This window comes from Nocardia sp. NPDC058658 (assembly GCF_042716665.1).
Classification (GTDB): Bacteria; Actinomycetota; Actinomycetes; order Mycobacteriales; family Mycobacteriaceae; genus Nocardia.
The window spans coordinates 64,617-82,376 of sequence record NZ_JBHXRR010000006.1 but is presented as its reverse complement, the minus strand read 5'-3'; the positions used below and the strand labels follow the sequence as shown (position 1 = coordinate 82,376).

The following is a 17,760-nucleotide window of genomic DNA, read 5'->3' as shown; positions in this document are numbered from 1 at the left end:
CTCGGCCGTGGTCGCGATCGCCCGGAACAGCGGCAGCGGCCACCGGGCGACCACGGCCGCGGTCACCGGCGAACCTGGCGCACGCCGCGCCGCCACACGTCCGCGATCGCGGAAGTGGCGGTGATATCGGTGGTCGGGTCTCCGTCGACGAGCAGCAGATCCGCCCGCAGGCCCGGTGCGATACGTCCACGATCGGTGAGCCCGAAGCGATCGGCGGTCCTGCTCGTCGCGGCCGTGAGCACTTCCAATGGACTCAACCCGATCTCGTTGAGCAGCAACAGTTCCCTATGCATACTCGCGCCGTGGGCGGGGATGTACGGGTTCGCGTCGGTGCCTGCGAGCAGCGGCACCCCGGCTCGATGCAGTGCCCGCGTCACCCGCATCGCGTCGGCGAACGACCCGGGCACCGCGCAGTCCGCGGTGATCTCACGCTGTCCGGTGACGGCCTCGAAATACACAAGCGTGCTCACCACGAACACGTCCTGCGCGGCGATCCGATCGACCAGATCGCCGGTGTGGGCGGTGAAGTCGGTCCACACGTGGGCCAGCCCGTCGACACCGGCATCGAGTGCGATCGTCACCTCGGCTTCGGTGATCGCGTGCGCGATGACCTGCAATCCCGCGTCATGGGCGTGGGTGGTCAGCGCCCGCGCGGTCTGTGCCGACAGCACCGGCAGGCTCGTGCTGTGCACGCTGCCGTCGTCGATGACGATCTTGAGATAGTCGGCGCCCTCGGCCAGCCTGGCCTGCACGAATTCAGCCGCTTGCTCGGGGCCGGAGATGGTGTCGAACGGCGCGAGACCGAGCGCGGCGATTTCCGGTGAGGCCAGCAGTTGACTCGGATGCCCGCCCGGCGCGTTGGCCAGGGTGCCCGCGCTGCGGAAATCGGCGACATCGTCACGCAGCTTCGCCGCCGTCCGCTGGGCGCTCAATACCGCTGGGAGACAGAACATGTCGAGCTCGGTCGTGACGCCGTAGGTGAGTGCGTCGGCCAGGTCACCGTCGAAGATGTGGGTGTGTGCGTCGATCAGTCCCGGCAGCAGGGTGCGATCGGTCCCGTCGATCTCCACGTCGGCGGGAGCATTGTCGGTGGCGATGATCCTGTCGTCATCGATGAGCACTGTGGTGCGGTCGGTGCGTCGCTCGCCGTCGAAGACGCGGACATTGCTGATTCTGGTGCGCATGAGAGCTCCTGATCGGGACGGGGAAAGGATTTCGTCGACAAGGAGCAAGCGGTGGCGGCGAAATGTGACGTCGCGGTGGTGACTTTGTGGGATGGATCACCCGATCCGGTTCCTTTGTCACACTTGTGTCGCCGCGGCCCTCTTCGTAGAAGCACCATCACCCTGCCGGACCGGAGGACTGCCATGATCGACGACATCGACAACGTGACCGAGACGTTCGTCAGCTACCGCGAGCTGCTGTTCTCGGTGGTCTACAACATGCTCGGCAGCGTCGCCGACACCGAAGACGTCTTGCAAGAGGTGTGGTTGGCATGGCAGGCCCGCGCTCGTGGCGCCGAGCCGATCGACAACGTCCGCGCCTACCTCACCCGGATCGCGGTGAACCAAGCGCTCGCCCGGCGGTCCGCATTGGCCCGGCGCCGGGAAGATTATGTGGGGCAATGGCTTCCGGAGCCGTTGCTCGACAGCGACGCCGCCGCCGATGACGGTGCGGCGAGCGTGGTGCGGACAGAGTCGTCATCGATGGCGATGCTGGTGGTCCTGGAATCGCTGACGCCGCTGGAGCGGGCGGTGTTCGTGCTCAACGAGGTCTTCGCCTACCCGCACACCGAGATCGCCGACATGGTCGACCGCTCACCCGCCGCCGTTCGCCAGATCGCCCATCGCGCCCGCGCCCACGTTCGGGCCCGCAGGCCACACACCCAGGTGGACCCGCGGATCCGCCGGGAGGTCACCGAGCGTTTCGTCGACGCCGCGATGGGCGGAGACCTCGAAAAGCTCCTCGCGGTCCTGGCGCCGGACGTCACCCTCTGGACCGATGGCGGCGGCGCCGGTGCCGCTACCTCCTTGCATCCGGTCCACGGGAGAACCGCTGTTGCCGAGGTGTTCATGTCCGTCGCGGCAGCCGGTCTCGACGGTTACCGGGTGGGCTGGCGCACGGTCAGCGGCGATCCGTGCGCGGTGGTCTTCGACGGTGACGCGCCATTGGCGGTCGTGGTCCTCGACGTCGCCGCCGACGACACCGTGATCGGGGTCTACTCGGTGACCAACCCCGCCAAACTGACCCGGGTGAACGCACGCCGGGACCGGCGGGGTGCGCGGTGATCGCGCAGCCGCTGCTGCCGAACACCTCGACCGGTCCCGCACCGCGGCCCTGCTCGGCAGGTCGGCCACGGTCTTTCCCAGCCACCACGGTGGATTCCTCGACGGCGAATTCGGCTATGCCGGGCAGCCCGCGGCTTTCGCGGTCAGGTTGCGCGAAGTACTCGGCACCGCTTGAGGATTCAGCCGTGCAAGGTCGGTCGGTAGACGAGTTCGAGAATGTTGCCGTCGAGGGTGCGGCTCTCGAGCAGTTCGAGGTCGAAGTCGGCGGCGTCACGGAAAATCGGGTCGGCACCGTTCAGGCCGGTGATCACCGGAAACAGCGTCACCTGCACCCGATCGACGAGCCCGGCGGCCATCAGGGCCCGGTTCATCGACAGGCTGCCGTGGGAGCGCAGCGGTACGTCGGACTCCTGCTTGAGCCGGGCGACGACGTCGACGGCGTCGCCGCGGGCGATGGTGCCGTCCGGCCAGTCGAGCGGGCCGTCGAGGGTGTTCGACACCACCGTGGCCGGGAGGTTGTGCATCCGCGTGACCCAGGGGTCGCGCACCTCCGGCACGTCGTCGGAGGCGAGCATGTCCGCGAACGCCCGATAGGTTCTGGGCCCGAGGACCATTCGCTGCTCCGGCTCGAGCATTCTCAGGCGGTGGTCGAGCAGTTCGGGGCCTTGCTTACCCCAGTACCCACCCCAGTCGCCACCGCTGACGCTGCCGTAGCCGTCGAGGCTGGAAAAGACGTCGAAGGTGTAGGTGGTTGCCATCGGGTGCTCCTCTGTCGTGTGCGGGTACATCTGTGCAGACGAGGTCACACGGGGAAACTCATCGCGCGGCGCTGAGCGAATATTCAGTTATTCTCCGAGTTCGCAGGAACACGAGATCGGAGCCGACCATGCCCCCGACACCACCCGTCGCCGCAGGTACTTCGCTGGGACCGAGTAGCTCACAGGGCTGGGCGGTGCGGGCGTGGAGCCTGCAGCTGATCGCGTACGTGTGCGCGTTCGGGTCATCGATCGTGGTGGCTGTGATCGCGTTGGTGAATCGTCGGATACCGGACCTCGGCGATACGGTGTCGACGCTGTATCAGTGGTCGCAATGGTTGATGTGGCCGATAGCTGCAGTGACGCTGTTCCTGGCGTGGCGGTGGCTGCGGCTCAGCGCGTCCGAACTGGGATTGCATCAGCCGCGACCGGTGCGGTGGGGCTGGGTCGGTGCGATCGCGGCCGCGTTCGCGGCGCAGTGGATCGCGAAAACGCTCACCGGATGGCTGCCCGGAGGGACCGGTACCTCGGCAGGCGAGGAATCGGTCGGCGTCGGCCAGGTGGTGGAGTGGTGCCTGCGGATGGGCGTGGTGGAGGAGACGCTGCTGCTGGCGTTACCCCTGGCGATCATGCACCGCCTACGCATGCCGTGGTGGGCCCAAATTCTCGTCCTGACCGCACTCAGGACACCGTTCCACCTCTACCAAGGCCCCGCGGTAATCGTGGAATGCCTGATCTGGATGGCACTGCTCTACTACACCTACACCAGGGTGAAACTGATCTGGCCGATCATCATCGCCCACATCATCGCCGACCTGTCCATCGCCGTCTTCCCCCTGGCACCCCGCCTGCTCACCACGGTTTTCCTCGCGGTAACCGGTGTAGTGGTGCTGGTGATGTGGTGGCGTGCGAAGACCCCGAGCTGGAACGAGAATTCGTCCGTCTGATCTCGACCTCCGACAGCCTTCGCCAGGCGCATCGCTGAAGGTCTGTCGGAATATCAACGGGGGTCGGCGGGTTGGAAGTCCTGGGCAACTTGTCGAAAAATCGTAGAAGGTAGGGGTGGACCCCGAAGATGACCAGGTCAGCGGTGGGATAGGCTTTGACGGTCATGAAGTCGGCTAATTCGGGTCCGGTCAACGGTGCGCCCAGGACGGTCTACCTCGATCATGCGGCGACCACTCCGATGTTGCCTGCCGCTGTCGAGGCGATGACGGCTGCCCTCGGGGCGGTCGGGAACGCGTCGTCGCTGCACGGGTCGGGTCGGGCGGCACGGCGTTCCCTGGAGGAGGCGCGCGAGTCGATCGCGGCTGATCTGGTGGCGCGGCCGTCGGAAGTGATCTTCACTTCCGGAGGGACCGAGAGCGACAATCTGGCGGTCAAGGGGATCTTCTGGGGGCGGCGGGCGGCTGATCCGCGGCGCACCAGGATCGTGACCAGCGCGGTCGAACATCACGCGGTGCTCGACGCGGTCGAGTGGCTGGAGAAGCACGAAGGCGCGCAGGTGAGCTGGTTGCCTGTCGATGCCGAGGGTGTTGTCTCGCCGCAGGTGCTGCGTGCGGAGTTGGCCGCGCATGCCGACGAGGTGGCGCTGGTCAGTGTGATGTGGGCCAACAACGAGGTCGGGACCATCGAACCGATCATCGAATTGGCCGCTGTCGCACAGGAATTCGATATCCCGATGCACAGCGATGCCATTCAGGCCGTGACGCAGATTCCGATCGATTTCGCCGCCAGTGGACTGGCCGCGCTCAGCGTCGCCGGACACAAGGTGGGCGGTCCGCACGGGATCGGGGTGTTGCTGCTGGGGCGCAACGTGCCGTGTGTGCCGCTGGTGCACGGCGGTGGACACGAGCGCGATCTGCGCTCGGGAACCTCGGATGTGGCCGCGGCGATCGGGCTGGCTGCCGCACTGCGTGACGCCGTCGGCGATCTGCCCGCGCGCGCTGAGCAGTTGCGGGTGCTGCGCGACAAACTGATCACCGGGGTCGAAGCGGCGGTGCCCGACGCGATGCTCAACGGTCCGGCGCAGCGACTACCCGGCAACGCCCACTTCACGTTCCCCGGCTGTGAGGGCGACTCGTTGCTCATGCTGCTCGACGCCGCCGGTGTCGAATGCTCCACCGGCTCGGCCTGCAACGCGGGCGTCGCCTCGCCCAGCCATGTGCTGATCGCGATGGGTGTGCAACCGTGGCAGGCGCGCAGTTCGCTGCGCTTCACCCTCGGTCACACGTCGACCGAGGCCGATGTCGAAACACTGTTGACCGTGCTCCCGCAGGTCATCGATCGGGCCAGGGCCGCAGGCCTGGCCGGCGCTAGAGGAGGTGCCCGATGAGAGTTCTCGCCGCGATGAGTGGTGGTGTCGATTCCGCGGTGGCCGCGGCGCGGGCCGTGGACGCCGGTCACGAGGTGGTCGGGGTGCATCTGGCACTGTCGGCCAACCCTGGCACGTTGCGGACCGGGTCGCGTGGTTGCTGCTCCAAGGAGGACGCGGGCGATGCGCGTCGCGCCGCCGATGTGCTCGGAATCCCGTTCTACGTCTGGGATTTCGCCGATCGGTTCAAGGAAGACGTGATCGACGATTTCGTCGCCGCGTACGCCGCGGGGGAGACCCCGAACCCGTGCCTGCGCTGCAACGAGAAGATCAAGTTCTCCGCGCTGGCCGACCGCGCTGCCGCCCTCGGCTTCGACGCTGTCGTCACCGGGCACTACGCCCGTCTCGAAGAGGGCGTGCTGCGTCGCGCCGTCGACGCCGACAAGGACCAGTCCTATGTGCTGGCGGTGCTCACCGCTGAGCAGCTGGCGCGGGCGATGTTCCCGGTCGGTGACACCCCGAAGCCGCGGATCCGCGAGGAGGCGGCCGAGCGTGGGCTGGCGGTGGCGAACAAGCCCGACAGCCACGACATCTGCTTCATCCCGTCCGGCGATACGCGCGCGTTCCTCGGCGCCAAGATCGGTATCCGCCCCGGCGCCCTTGTCGACTCCGACGGCACGGTGCTCGGTGAGCACGAGGGTGTGCACGGGTTCACCGTCGGCCAGCGCAAGGGGCTCGGGTTGAGCCACACCGCCGCCGATGGCAAGCCGCGCTATGTGACCGGGATCGATCCCGATTCGGGGACGGTCAAGGTCGGTTCGGTCGAAGACCTGCAGGTCGACGTCGTTTCCGCCGACCGGGCGATTTGGACTTCCGGTGTTCGGCCGACGAGTCCTGTCGAGTGCGTCGTGCAGGTTCGCGCGCACGGCGGCACCGCATCGGCAGTGGTCGAGCCTGAGGGTGACGGTTTCGTCGCCCGCCTGGGCGAGCCGCTCACCGGTGTCGCGAAGGGGCAGGCCATCGTGCTGTATCTCCCCGATGCCGACGGTGGCGACACCGTGATCGGCAGTGGAACCATCAACGGCACCGACCGCTCCGAAGCTATCGCGGACGCCGCCGACGCTTCGGCCTGATCGCCTGCGCGGAAGCGTTGCGCGGTGTGCTGGTCAGCGTCTTCTCGGACGACGTTTCGACGTGGTCGGTGTGTGGCCGTCGGGGCGGTGCGGGCAAGATGGCGAAGGCGGGTCCGGGCGTCGCACGGTCCGTGGAGCGTGATGTCCTCACCGGCCAGGTGGACGCTGGCGTGACGACGATTCGAAAGGTGTTGAGCGCGTGACACTCCCGCGAAGCGAGAACTCCCAGGAGCGCGCGTTGCTGGTCGGCGGCATCCCCACCGGCGTCGGCTCGTGGCCCGGCACCGACCCGCTCGAGGCCGCCGCCACGATCATCGGCGAACTCCCGGCCCTTCCGCACCTGGTCGAACTGCCCGAGCGAGGCATCGGCGCCGACATGATCGGCCGGGTCTCCGCCCTGCTGGTCGACCTCCGTTTCGATTCCACCACCCGCGGCTACCGGCTCGCCGACCGCCGGACCAACGTCTCGCGGCGCGCCCGCGACTTCCTGCAAGCCGACCTCGACGCACTCGAAGAGGCGTGGGAGACAGCAGGTTTGGCCGGGACCGGCCACGTGATCAAGATCCAGTCGGCAGGCCCGCTCACCCTCGCCGCGGAAGTCGAACTCCCCGGCGGCCACCGGATCCTGACCGATCATGGTGCGGTGCGCGATCTTTCGGAGTCCCTCGCCGAAGGCCTGTCCCGGCACGCCGCCGAGATCCGCAAACGATTGGGCGCCGAGGTGATCATCCAACTCGACGAACCCCAGATCGACACGGTCCTCGAGGGCGCGCTGCAGGGCCCGAGCATCCTGAACACCATCCGCGCCCTCCCGGAACCGGATGCCTTGCACATCCTCGACACCGTCATCAACGCCCAGTCGGCCCCGGTCCTGTTGCACACCTGCGCATCTCGCCCCCGGCTCACCACGCTGGGTCGTACGGCGGCGGCCGCGATCTCCTTCGATGCCTCGACGATCACCACCGCCGACCTCGACGCCCTCGGCGAGATCATCGACTCGGGCAAGAAGATCGCCCCCGGCCTCACCCCGACCGAACCGCCCGCCGAACCCATCACCTGGCGTGACGTCGCCGAGCCGGCCGCGCGCCTCATGGACCGCCTCGGTTTTCCTCGCACCACGCTGTCCACTCAGGTCCTGGTCACGCCGGCCTGCGGTCTCGCCGCGGCACCGCTGCCGTGGGCTCGCAAGGCTCTCGCGCTCAGCGCCGACGTTGCTCGGGCCTTCACCGAAGACCCCGAGTCGTGGGAACCACGCTGAGCGGTCATTCTTGCGAGAAACGGTAGCGATCGCGACCGATTGTGCGAAGAATGACCGCTCAGCGTGTTTGCCTCCGACGTGCAGTGACGGTCAGGAGCCTCCACTAATCTCGGCAGGGTGAGTGAGAGCGACAGCGCGGTATCCGTGAGTGCCACACCCGAGCAGCGGGTGCGGTGGCAGGAGCTTGCCGACGAGGTGCGCGAGCACCAGTTCCGCTACTACGTGCGGGACGCGCCGATCATCACCGACGGCGAGTTCGACACGTTGCTGCGCGAACTCCAAGCACTCGAGGACACACAGCCGGATCTGCGGACCCCCGATTCGCCCACCCAACTGGTCGGCGGCGGGTTCGCGACCGAGTTCACCGCGGTCGATCACCTCGAGCGAATGCTGTCGCTGGACAATGTGTTCGACTACGACGAGCTGCGCACCTGGGCGAGCCGGGTGGAAGCCGAAACCGGGTCCGACCTGCACTATCTGTGCGAGGTCAAGATCGACGGTGTCGCGCTGAACCTGGTGTACGAGAACGGCAAGCTGGTGCGAGGGGCGACGCGTGGGGACGGGCGAACGGGCGAGGATGTCACCCTCAACGCGCGCACCATCGAAGACATCCCCACCGAGCTCACCCCCACCGCGGAGTTCCCGATTCCGGAACTGCTCGAGGTGCGCGGCGAGGTGTATTTCCGGCTCGAGGATTTCGCGACGCTCAATGCCCAGATCGTCGCCGAGGGCAAACCGCCGTACGCCAATCCGCGCAACACCGCCGCCGGTTCGCTGCGTCAGAAGAATCCCGCGATCACCGCCCAACGCAGGTTGCGGATGATCTGCCACGGCTTCGGCCGCATCGAGGGGTACCGGCCCAGCTCCCAGCACGAGGCATATCGGGCACTCGCCGCGTGGGGGCTGCCGGTTTCGGAGCACACCCGCTTGGTGAAGGGCATCGACGCGGTCGTCGAGCGGGTCGCCTACTGGGGTGAACACCGCCACGACATCGAGCACGAGATCGACGGCCAGGTGATCAAGGTCGACGAGATGGCGTTGCAGCGCCGCCTCGGTTCCACCTCGCGTGCCCCGCGCTGGGCCATCGCCTACAAGTACCCGCCAGAAGAGGCGACGACCACCTTGCTGAATATCGAGGTGAACGTCGGCCGGACCGGTCGGGTGACGCCGTTCGCGGTGATGGCACCGGTCTCGATCGCGGGGTCCACGGTCTCGATGGCCACGCTGCACAACGCGTCCGAGGTGAAGCGCAAAGGTGTGCTGATCGGTGACACCGTCACCATCCGCAAGGCCGGTGATGTGATCCCCGAGGTGCTCGGCCCCGTCGTCGACGCGCGCACCGGCGCCGAACGCGAATTCGTCATGCCGACGCACTGCCCCGCATGCGCCACCGAACTCGCCCCGGCGAAGGAGGGCGACGCCGACATTCGCTGCCCCAACCAGCAGCACTGCCCGGCCCAGTTGCGCGAACGCGTCTTCCACCTGGCCGGTCGCGGCGCCTTCGATATCGAAGCCCTCGGCTACGAAGCGGCCAACGCCCTGCTCACCTCGGGTGCGATCACCGACGAAGGCGACCTGTTCGCCCTCGACGAGCAGGACCTCCTCGGCGTCCCCCTGTTCACCAAGCAGGACGGCGCACTCTCCGCCAACGGCGCCCGCCTGCTCGAAAACCTGAACGCCGCCAAGGACACTCCGCTGTGGCGGGTGCTCGTCGGCCTGTCCATCCGCCACGTCGGGCCGACCGCGGCCCGTGCGCTGGCCGCCGAATTCGCCAGCCTCGAACGCATCGAAGCGGCTACCGGAGAAGAACTTTCGGCCACCGACGGTGTCGGGCCGACCATCGCCGCCGCGGTCGTGGAGTGGTTCACCGTCGACTGGCATCGCGCGATCGTCGACAAGTGGCGTACGGCCGGGGTGCGGATGGAGGATGAACGCGACGAATCCATCGAACGCAACCTCGAAGGCTTGTCGATCGTCGTCACCGGTTCCCTGCAAACCTTCACCCGCGACGGCGCCAAGGAAGCGATCCTCGTGCGCGGCGGCAAGGCGGCGGGCTCGGTGTCGAAGAAGACCGCGTTCGTGGTGATCGGCGAAGCACCCGGCTCCAAGGCCGCCAAAGCGGAAGAACTCGGCGTTCAAATCCTCGACGAGGACGCGTTTCGGCTGTTGCTCGACGAGGGGCCGTCGGCCGTGCGCCCGGAATCGGTCGAGGAACAGTGACGCTGGTGAATCAGGAACGCGGACAGCGGGATCGGGTCGTCTGACTACACTGGCCGTATACCTGTTCGAGGAGAAGCATGGGGGCGGAGTGGTTCAGCTCGTAGAGGGCCAGACCTTCGCCGAATACACGATCGAGGGAACGCTCGGCAAGGGCGGCATGGGCAGTGTCTACCTGGCCCGACATCCCCGGCTCGAGCGTCGGATCGCGCTCAAACTGCTCGCTCCCGAGGTGTCGTCCGATGGCGACCTACGACGGCGGTTCGAGCAGGAAGCGCAGGCGATCGCCCGCCTGGACCATCCGAGCATCGTCGGTATCCACGATCGCGGGATGCACGAGGGGCAACTGTGGATCGCCATGCAGTACGTGCAGGGCACCGACGCGTCGGCCCTCGATCCACGCGATGTCGGGATGGCGCGGGCCTTACGGATCGTCGCGGAGACGGCGTCCGCGCTCGACTACGCGCACAGTCGCGCAGTCCTGCATCGCGACGTGAAACCCGCCAACATCCTGTTGTCCGCACCCGACACCGGCCGTGACGAGCGGGCGGTACTCACCGATTTCGGCATCGCCCGCCTGCTCGATGCCACCACCGAACTCACCGCCACCGGAATGTTCACCGCCACTGTGGCTTTCGCATCCCCCGAACAGCTCGGCGGCGCCCCGGTGGATCACCGTGCCGACCAATATTCTTTGGCCTGCACTCTTTTCGCGTTGCTCACCGGACGTCCCCCTTTCGCCGGGCGCAGCCCCGGTGAGGTCGTCGCCGCCCACTTGGCACAGCCGTTGCCCGCGCTGAGCAGACTGCGCAACGATGCCCCGCCGCAACTCGACGACGTGATCGCCCGCGCCACGGCCAAACGCCGCGAGGACCGTTTCGCCACCTGCGCCGACTTCTCCGCAGCGGCCGTCGCGGCCGTCGACGGGGCATCGATGGACGCCCGGCGCGCACCCACGCGGGTCGCGCCGCACGAGCAGGCGACGGCGTCCGCCCGGACCGTGCCGCGCGAATCGCTCGGGCCACGGCAACTGTCCGCGGCGATGGCGCGACCCGCACCGCCCGCGATGCGAGGTTCACGTCCTGCCCACCCGACGTCGTTCCCGCTGCCGCAGGACAGGGTCGCGCCGGGGGACCAGGCCGCGCGACAACCGTCCGCGCCACGCACCCCGCCTCGGGTACGCCCGGACGAACGGGTACGGCCGGACGAACGGGTACGGCCGGACGAACGGGAGCGGCCGGACGAACGGGTACGGCCGGACGAACGGGAGCGGCCGGATCGGTCGGTGTCGCGCTCCGCGTCGGTGTCCCGGGATTCGCGCGCGCCGCGTCAGGCCGGATCCGGAAGTGCCCAGCGAAACCCGGCCCGCCGCCCGACGCGGTCAGGTCGGGTGGTCATCGCACTGAGTTGCGCCGCGCTCGCCGGTGGCCTGTACGCGGCTTTCGGGGCGTACCGACTGTGGACGCAGATCCGCGCGAGGTCCGAAGGTTCGCCGTCGTACCAGATGACCGGTGGGTACGGCCCGCTGCCGGTCGAGCATCTCGCGGTGTTGACCCTGGGGGTGGCCGCCGTCGCGGTCCTGTTGTCGATCGGCGCGGCCGGACTGCTGGCGAGGAAGGGATTCGGCCGGTGGACGGTTGCCCTCGGCAGCGCCGGTCTGGTCGGGATCACGATCTTGCAGTCGCTGCAACTGCACTCGTGGGATCTGAAGTTCAAGATCCTGCGGGACACCACCATCTATCCGTACGTCCCCGACGTGCCCGGCGCCGTGGTCTACAGCATCGTGGCGATCACCGCCGTGACAACAGGCTTGATGGCGCTGTGGCGGCACCCGGGCCGGTGACCGGCCGCGCGACGGTCAGTTCGGGGTGACGGTGACGGTGTTGCCGATCTGGGTCTTGATATCGAACGACGCGCACTGCCCGTTGGTGAGTTCCTGGGTGCGCAGCGGCCGCTTCTTGATGTTGGTCCGAATCTCCACTGTCACATCGGTACCGGACATCGAGCACACCTTCGACACCGGACCATCGGTGTACGAAACCGAGCCCGCACCCTGACACGAGTTGGTCGAGTTTCCGAGGAACACCCGCGCGGTCCCGTTCGGGCACGGATCAGCCATCGCGCTCGGCGCACTGATCAGCGCCGCGGGAACCAACGCTCCCGCCGTGACCGCCGCAACGACAACTCCGCGAACCATCATCCGAACCGCCATAACACGCGCACCCATCCTCGTCGCCGAATCCCTGACGTGCGACCAACCAGCCACAGTGCTCAGCACCTTAATGTGTTCGCACCGAACCTGCCCGGTGGTTGGCCGTCTCCGGGTGCAGCCGAGGCAGGTTCGCCGCGATCTCAATGCCCGAACCGTCCCGCGACGGGCGTGCGCCATCGTGTCCCCGGCCGACTGCCCGCACCCCGCCGTAGAGTCCGCCGGCCGCTGAATCGGCGGACACGTCGGTCTGCCGCGTCGTAGGGGTCGGACGTCCCCTAGTCTTGCGAAGAATCTCGGAGAGGTGGACCTTTGCTGCGTAGTTTTCAGGTGACCAATCATGGATCGCTGGCCGAGGCTCAGCAGTTGCGCCTGACCAAGGGGGCCGGGCCGCTGGCGGTGCCGGTTACCGCCGTGCACGGGGTGGCGGCGTCCGGGAAGACGAGTCTGATCGACGCGCTCGGGCAGATGCGTGATGCCGTGCTGAATTCGGTGAGCGGGTGGGATCCGTACGCGGGCCCTGTGCGACGACCGCATCTCGGGTTCGCTGATCGCCCAACGGAATTCGTCGCGGGATTCGTCGCCGAAGGTGTGCCTTATACCTACGGGTTCCAGCTCGGCAATGCCGATGTGGTGGCGGAGTGGTTGTACACGCATCCGCGCTCGCGCAAGCGGATCGTGTTCGAGCGCAACGGTGACGAGGTGAAGATCGGGCCGATGTTCGAGGCGGCTCGGTACGGGGTGGCGGCGCTGGTGCCGTTGGTGCGGCCGAACGCGCTGCTGTTGAGTCTGGCTGGGCAGATGTATGCCGAGGCGCTGGTGCCCGCGTATCGGTGGTTCGCGGCGAATCTCACTGTGCAGCAAGGCGAAGTCGACGTCGATGCGCTCGCGCACGACCTCGGCAGCCACATCTCCCGCTCGCCCGACAACGCCGCGCGGCTGTTGATGTTGCTGCGCACCGCCGATCTCGGCATCGAGGATCTGCTCGTGGCCGAACACGATCCGATGTACGCCGACTACCTGCGTGACCTCGACACCGAAATCGGTGCGCTGGCAGGGCATCTCGACCACCCGGAGCAGATCCTGGTTGACCGTGAACTGAGCACCCTGCGCGCGGCCCGTGACGCGCTGTACCGGCGCATGGTCGACCGTCGCGGGGCCGGACTGAGCCTGGTCCACGAGGGCATCGACGTCCCGTTCGAGCTGGCCGACGAATCCACCGCCACCCGCTCGCTGCTGCGCGTACTGCCCGCCATGCTGGAAGCCCTCGACACCGGTCAGGTGCTCGCGGTCGACGATCTCGGCGCGGGCCTGCCGGTCGAAGAGACCGACCGCCTCGTCCAACTGTTCCAGAACCCCGAAACCAATGCCCGTGGCGCCCAACTGATCTACACCACCGCCAACCGCACCTTGATCGACCGTGGCAACGGTCGCTCCCAGCGCACCCGCACCGCGGTCTGGCAGCTGCGTCGCGAGCAGGGGGTCAGCGAGCTCACACCGCTGTAAGTGAGTCGCCGCGACAGGCGCGGCCAGGTCGTAGTGCAGGCACGAATCGCGGGATGCTCCGGGCCAGGTCGTCTCGTCGTAGTGCGGTCCGCGAATCGCGGGACGCTCCGGTCGTTCGCCGAGGCGCCGCTGGGCCTGAATCGCTCGCAGCGGGGCAGATGGGCACCGGACACTGGCGTAATCGACCAATCGGCGCCCTTGGAATCAGTTGTCTGACTCAACGGCGTCGAAGTGGTCGAAAATGCCGGGCTAGCATGGGCGCATGCTCGAAGTGGTGATGGCGGTTGTGCTGGTGACGATGCTGGTGGTGACAATCGGGGCCGTTTTCGCCGGACGCAACCGCAACCGCGGGGCGAACCCAGAGCAGGGGACGCTCGCCGTGAGCGGGGTGAGCCCGCTGCCCGAGATGACCGGCGAACACTACGTGACGATCACCGGCACCCTCACCGGCCCCACGGTCGCGGGCAAGGTCGTCTACCGCCGGTTCGCCTGGGACGCGGCCCACTGGCCCGCCATCGGCGACCACCTCACCGTCGCCTATTCACCCCGCGACCCGGACGACTGGTACCCCGACCACCCCGGCCAGCGCCCCTACCTGGGCTCCTGACCGCCGGGCCGCACCTCTCGACCGGTCCGGCCACACGGTGAGCATCACCGGGTGCGGTCGAGCTCACATCCGCGCGGGTGCGATCATGCCAGGATGCACGGCAACCGAGACCAGGCCACCGGACTGCAGATCCGTCCCGCTCACCCCGATGAGTACGACGCGATCGCCGCGCTGACCGTCGATGTGTACGTGGGGGACGGGTACGTCGCCGACGGGGACGACTACGTTGAGGAGCTCGCCGCCGTCGCACACCGGGCGGCCGAGGCCGAGGTTCTGGTCGCTGTCCACGAGGGCCAGGTTGTCGGCTCGCTGACCGTCGCCGAGCCCGGCACGACCTACGCGGAGATCGCCCGGCCCGGCGAACTCGAATTCCGGATGCTCGCGGTCTCGAAGCAGGCGCGTGGACTCGGGGTGGGCACGGCGCTGGTGCGCGCCGTCGTCGACCAGGCGAAATCAGGCGGCTACGAAGCGGTCGCGCTCACCACGATGTTCTCGATGGTCGACGCGCACCGCATCTACGAGCGACTCGGCTTTGTCGGTGTCCCGGAACGTGATTGGGCCACCCACGACGGGTTGCAACTGATGGTCATGCGCCTCGCGCTGAGCTGAACCCCGCCGATACGCAACAGGTTTCGGTGGCGACGATCAGTTCAGGACGGTCGCCACGATCCCGGCGAGGTAGCCGAGTCGCGCCACCTCCGAGGGGCGGAAGTCGGGCCCCCCGGGGCGTCCGAGCAGCAGGGCCCGGCCGGTGTTGCCCAGCGGTGCGGCGGCGAGTTTGGTGTCCATGTCGCGCCAGATCTCCGGCACCCAGGCGGCCTCACCGTCGAGCCACATCGGCTTCTCGATGGGCATCCACGGAGCCGAACCCGCTTGTGTCTCAGGCGCACTCGGGCTGCCGACGATGCGGTACGCACCGGCCGGACCCATCCCGATGATCGTGGACCAGCCGACCCGCAGCACGCGCGGGCAACCGTCGACGAGCACCTGGAGGCGGTCGTCGCGAGCGCTGGCGACCTGGTCGATCAGCTCGAGCTCACGGTGGGTGTCGAGCACGCCGGAGTACGGGCGAATGGAGTCGACGCTCACATCGCGCACCGATTCCGCGGCGGTGATGAGGGTGTCGGGCAGTGCGCCGGTGGGCACTTCGACGACGAGATCGTCGATGGCGAAGCCGGCGCCGCGTTCCACGACATCGAGCGAGAGTATGTCCGCGCCGACCCTCCCGAGGGCGAGTGCGAGGGAGCCGAGGCTTCCCGGTCGATCCGGAAGTTGCACGCGGAGCAGGTATGACACGTGCGTTCCTTTCCTTGCCGGCCGGGGCTGTTCGAGACGAATACCCGGTGAAGCAATACTTACACCCCTGAACGCGGGTTATCGACCCGAAGTATGACCCCTTCTGCGTGACATGCGCGAACTTTCGTGTGATGCGGGTGCGTCCTGAGGCGCCGAACAGCGTCTCGGTAGGCTGGGGTCCCCTCGTTGTTGCATACCTCAGCAACAGCGCTCACCTAGTCGAAAGGGGTCGCACGGTGCCTGAAATCTCCGGCGATGATGTCGCCCACCTGGCCCGGTTGTCCCGACTCACCCTGACTGACAACGAGCTTCAGCAGTTCGCAGGTCAGTTGGACTCGATCCTCAGCCATGTTCGGACGATTGCCGAGGTTGCCGACGACGAGCAGCGATCTGTACTGAACACGGTTGTCAACGTGACAAGGGAGGATCAAGTCATGCCTGGCTTCACTCCAGAAGAAGCCCTAGCGCAGGCACCAGCAGTCGAGGATCAGCGGTTCATGGTTCCGAGGATCCTCGGGGAGGCGGAGTAGAGTCGTGGTTTCCGGGACGTTTCACCTACCCACTCAAACCAGCTGCAGTTGATCGAACCGGGAGGACGCCGAGTAGACCTCCGGGCCTCGTGATGCAGCGAGGGCGAGACGTCGAGCCGATGTCTCGGTCCGCTAGTCTGAGTCGGTGACCATGCCCAGGACCGCCACGGCGCTTGCAGACGAACTGAACTCGGGACGACTCCGTAGCGTTGACCTCATTCGTGAAACGTTCAGTCGGATCGACGCGCAGGAGCACGCGGTTCGCGCGTTCATCTCACAGGTCGACCGCGACCTCCTCGAGCAGCAAGCGTTGCGGATCGATGCCGCTCGCGAGTCGGGTCAGGACGTTCCCGTTTTCGCTGGTGTGCCGATCGCGGTCAAGGACAACATTGCCGTGCAAGGACTCCCGCTGACGGCGGGCTCAAAAATTCTTGGCAATTACACCGCGCAGTATGACGCCACGGTTGCGAATCGCCTGAAACAGGCAGGGCTACTCATCGTTGGGAAGACCAACATGGATGAGTTCGGGTTCGGTAGCAGTACCGAGAATTCGGCATTCCATCCGACGGCCAACCCTGTGAACCTGGACTATGTTCCAGGCGGATCGAGCGGCGGATCGGCGGCGGCGGTATCGGCGGGTTTCGTACCTTGGGCATTGGGGACGGACACCGGGGGTTCCGTTCGGCAGCCCGCGGCCTTTTGTGGAGTGGTCGGGCACCGCCCCACCTATGGTGGCGTATCCCGCTCTGGAGTGATCGCCTTTGCATCATCCATGGACCAAGTCGGTCCGCTGTCGAATTCGGTCGAAGATGCCGCAGCCTTGATGGGAATTATCGGTGGTGCAGACGGTAAGGATTCGACGTCGATCCCGATTGATTTTTCCGAGGTTCAAAGTCCGGATTCAGTTCGTGTCGGCATTGCTGCAGAGTATTTGACAGATAGCTGTAGTGCAGACGTTCTTGCGGCGGTCGAATCGGTAACGTCCGCAGCCGAAACACTTGGATGGACAATACGAAATGTGTCGCTGCCGACAACCCGACATGCTTTGTCTGCATATTATGTCTTGGCTTCGGTTGAGGCGGCAAGCAATCTTGCTCGATACGATGGCGTGCGATATGGGTATCGCGAATTAGCAGCGGTTGACTGGGAAGAAATGGTTACACGAACTCGAACTGAAGGGTTTGGGTCTGAGGCAAAGCGTCGGATTATCCTTGGGACATTTGCATCCTCTGCGGGCTATCAGGACAAGTACTACCTGCAGGCGAAGTCGGTACGCCACAAACTCGCAGCGGAGGTCGATGCAGTGCACGACGAGGTTGATATCTTGATCTCGCCAGTATCGCCTACCACTGCGTGGAAACTGGGTGATTTGGTCACCGACCCGGTCCAGATGTATCTATCTGACGTATTCAGTGTCCCTGCTGCGCTGGCGGGTACGCCTGCTACCAGCATTCCTGTCGGTAGAAATGCAGCTGGTCTACCGCTCGCTGTGCAGATATCCGGCCGTCAGGGACGTGATGGCTTGGTGCTCGCTGCGGCGCGCAAATTGTCAGAGGCTTTGTCTTACTGACGGTTGACATCGGCATGAGTCTCCTGGCTAGGTACCCGCATCCTCAATTTGTCTTCCGGTAGAACCATAGCAATGCT

General features: G+C 66.7%; 17 protein-coding genes. 13 read left to right on the top strand and 4 right to left on the bottom strand.

The annotated features are described in order from the left end of the window. Positions 1-62 precede the first annotated feature (62 nt). Positions 63-1,184 (bottom strand): amidohydrolase family protein, encoded by a 1,122-nt coding sequence (locus ACFWUP_RS12105; RefSeq protein ID WP_379233441.1) that lies wholly within the window; start codon positions 1,182-1,184, stop codon positions 63-65. A 183-nt stretch (positions 1,185-1,367) separates the two neighbouring features. Here ACFWUP_RS12105 and sigJ point away from each other — a divergent pair, with 183 nt between their 5' ends. Together sigJ and ACFWUP_RS12095 are read left to right on the top strand one after the other, a co-directional pair. Beyond that, positions 1,368-2,288 (top strand): RNA polymerase sigma factor SigJ, encoded by a 921-nt coding sequence (gene sigJ / locus ACFWUP_RS12100; protein WP_379233439.1) that lies wholly within the window; start codon positions 1,368-1,370, stop codon positions 2,286-2,288. Further along, complete coding sequence (locus ACFWUP_RS12095; protein ID WP_379233437.1) at positions 2,278-2,463, top strand: hypothetical protein; 186 nt, start codon at positions 2,278-2,280, stop codon at positions 2,461-2,463. The genes sigJ and ACFWUP_RS12095 overlap by 11 nt, the downstream gene beginning before the upstream one ends. A 4-nt stretch (positions 2,464-2,467) precedes the next feature. On the opposite strand, the gene ACFWUP_RS12090 is transcribed toward ACFWUP_RS12095, so the two are convergent. Next, a complete protein-coding gene (locus ACFWUP_RS12090) occupies positions 2,468-3,046 on the bottom strand; it encodes a dihydrofolate reductase family protein (protein ID WP_379233435.1) in 579 nt (192 codons plus the stop codon). 128 nt (positions 3,047-3,174) lie between these two features. Here ACFWUP_RS12090 and ACFWUP_RS12085 point away from each other — a divergent pair, with 128 nt between their 5' ends. The 6 genes from ACFWUP_RS12085 to ACFWUP_RS12060 all read left to right on the top strand — a co-directional run bounded on the left by ACFWUP_RS12085 (position 3,175) and on the right by ACFWUP_RS12060 (position 11,808). After that, positions 3,175-3,990, top strand: a complete 816-nt coding sequence (locus tag ACFWUP_RS12085) for a type II CAAX prenyl endopeptidase Rce1 family protein (protein ID WP_379233433.1) — start codon at positions 3,175-3,177, stop codon at positions 3,988-3,990. A 164-nt stretch (positions 3,991-4,154) separates the two neighbouring features. Continuing rightward, a complete protein-coding gene (locus tag ACFWUP_RS12080; protein WP_379233431.1) occupies positions 4,155-5,378 on the top strand; it encodes a cysteine desulfurase family protein in 1,224 nt (407 codons plus the stop codon). Further along, positions 5,375-6,490 carry a tRNA 2-thiouridine(34) synthase MnmA gene (mnmA, locus tag ACFWUP_RS12075; RefSeq protein ID WP_379233429.1) on the top strand — a complete coding sequence of 372 codons (1,116 nt, stop codon included), beginning with the start codon at positions 5,375-5,377 and terminating at the stop codon, positions 6,488-6,490. Before ACFWUP_RS12080 ends, mnmA begins: the two co-directional genes overlap by 4 nt. Positions 6,491-6,689: 199 nt before the next feature. Then, on the top strand, positions 6,690-7,748 hold the full coding sequence (locus tag ACFWUP_RS12070) for a methionine synthase (RefSeq protein ID WP_379233427.1): 1,059 nt from the start codon (positions 6,690-6,692) through the stop codon (positions 7,746-7,748). A gap of 144 nt (positions 7,749-7,892) precedes the next feature. Next, positions 7,893-9,968, top strand: coding sequence for an NAD-dependent DNA ligase LigA (gene ligA / locus ACFWUP_RS12065; protein WP_379233798.1), 2,076 nt, complete (start codon positions 7,893-7,895; stop codon positions 9,966-9,968). Between the two features lie 88 nt (positions 9,969-10,056). Further along, positions 10,057-11,808, top strand: a complete 1,752-nt coding sequence (locus ACFWUP_RS12060; RefSeq protein ID WP_379233425.1) for a protein kinase — start codon at positions 10,057-10,059, stop codon at positions 11,806-11,808. A gap of 15 nt (positions 11,809-11,823) precedes the next feature. Here the strand turns inward: ACFWUP_RS12060 and ACFWUP_RS12055 are convergent, their stop codons facing one another. Next, a complete protein-coding gene (locus ACFWUP_RS12055; protein WP_379233423.1) occupies positions 11,824-12,177 on the bottom strand; it encodes a hypothetical protein in 354 nt (117 codons plus the stop codon). Between the two features lie 327 nt (positions 12,178-12,504). On the opposite strand from ACFWUP_RS12055, the gene ACFWUP_RS12050 reads away from it, so the two are divergent. From ACFWUP_RS12050 to ACFWUP_RS12040, 3 genes are all read left to right on the top strand, one after another. Further along, the gene (locus ACFWUP_RS12050; protein ID WP_379233422.1) at positions 12,505-13,680 is read left to right on the top strand and encodes an ATP/GTP-binding protein; all 1,176 of its coding nucleotides are present in this window, start codon (positions 12,505-12,507) and stop codon (positions 13,678-13,680) included. 262 nt (positions 13,681-13,942) lie between these two features. Continuing rightward, positions 13,943-14,287 carry a hypothetical protein gene (locus tag ACFWUP_RS12045; RefSeq protein ID WP_379233420.1) on the top strand — a complete coding sequence of 115 codons (345 nt, stop codon included), beginning with the start codon at positions 13,943-13,945 and terminating at the stop codon, positions 14,285-14,287. A gap of 93 nt (positions 14,288-14,380) precedes the next feature. Continuing rightward, positions 14,381-14,896 carry a GNAT family N-acetyltransferase gene (locus ACFWUP_RS12040; protein WP_379233418.1) on the top strand — a complete coding sequence of 172 codons (516 nt, stop codon included), beginning with the start codon at positions 14,381-14,383 and terminating at the stop codon, positions 14,894-14,896. Positions 14,897-14,932: 36 nt separating this feature from the next. Here ACFWUP_RS12040 and ACFWUP_RS12035 read toward each other — a convergent pair whose 3' ends face one another. Beyond that, positions 14,933-15,583 carry an amino acid-binding protein gene (locus tag ACFWUP_RS12035; protein WP_379233416.1) on the bottom strand — a complete coding sequence of 217 codons (651 nt, stop codon included), beginning with the start codon at positions 15,581-15,583 and terminating at the stop codon, positions 14,933-14,935. 236 nt (positions 15,584-15,819) lie between these two features. Between ACFWUP_RS12035 and gatC the strand changes: the two genes are divergently transcribed. Next, positions 15,820-16,113 (top strand): Asp-tRNA(Asn)/Glu-tRNA(Gln) amidotransferase subunit GatC, encoded by a 294-nt coding sequence (gene gatC / locus ACFWUP_RS12030; protein WP_379233414.1) that lies wholly within the window; start codon positions 15,820-15,822, stop codon positions 16,111-16,113. 151 nt (positions 16,114-16,264) lie between these two features. Then, positions 16,265-17,683: an Asp-tRNA(Asn)/Glu-tRNA(Gln) amidotransferase subunit GatA gene (gene gatA, locus ACFWUP_RS12025; protein ID WP_379233796.1), complete on the top strand. Its 1,419-nt coding sequence runs from the start codon at positions 16,265-16,267 to the stop codon at positions 17,681-17,683. Positions 17,684-17,760 lie beyond the last annotated feature (77 nt).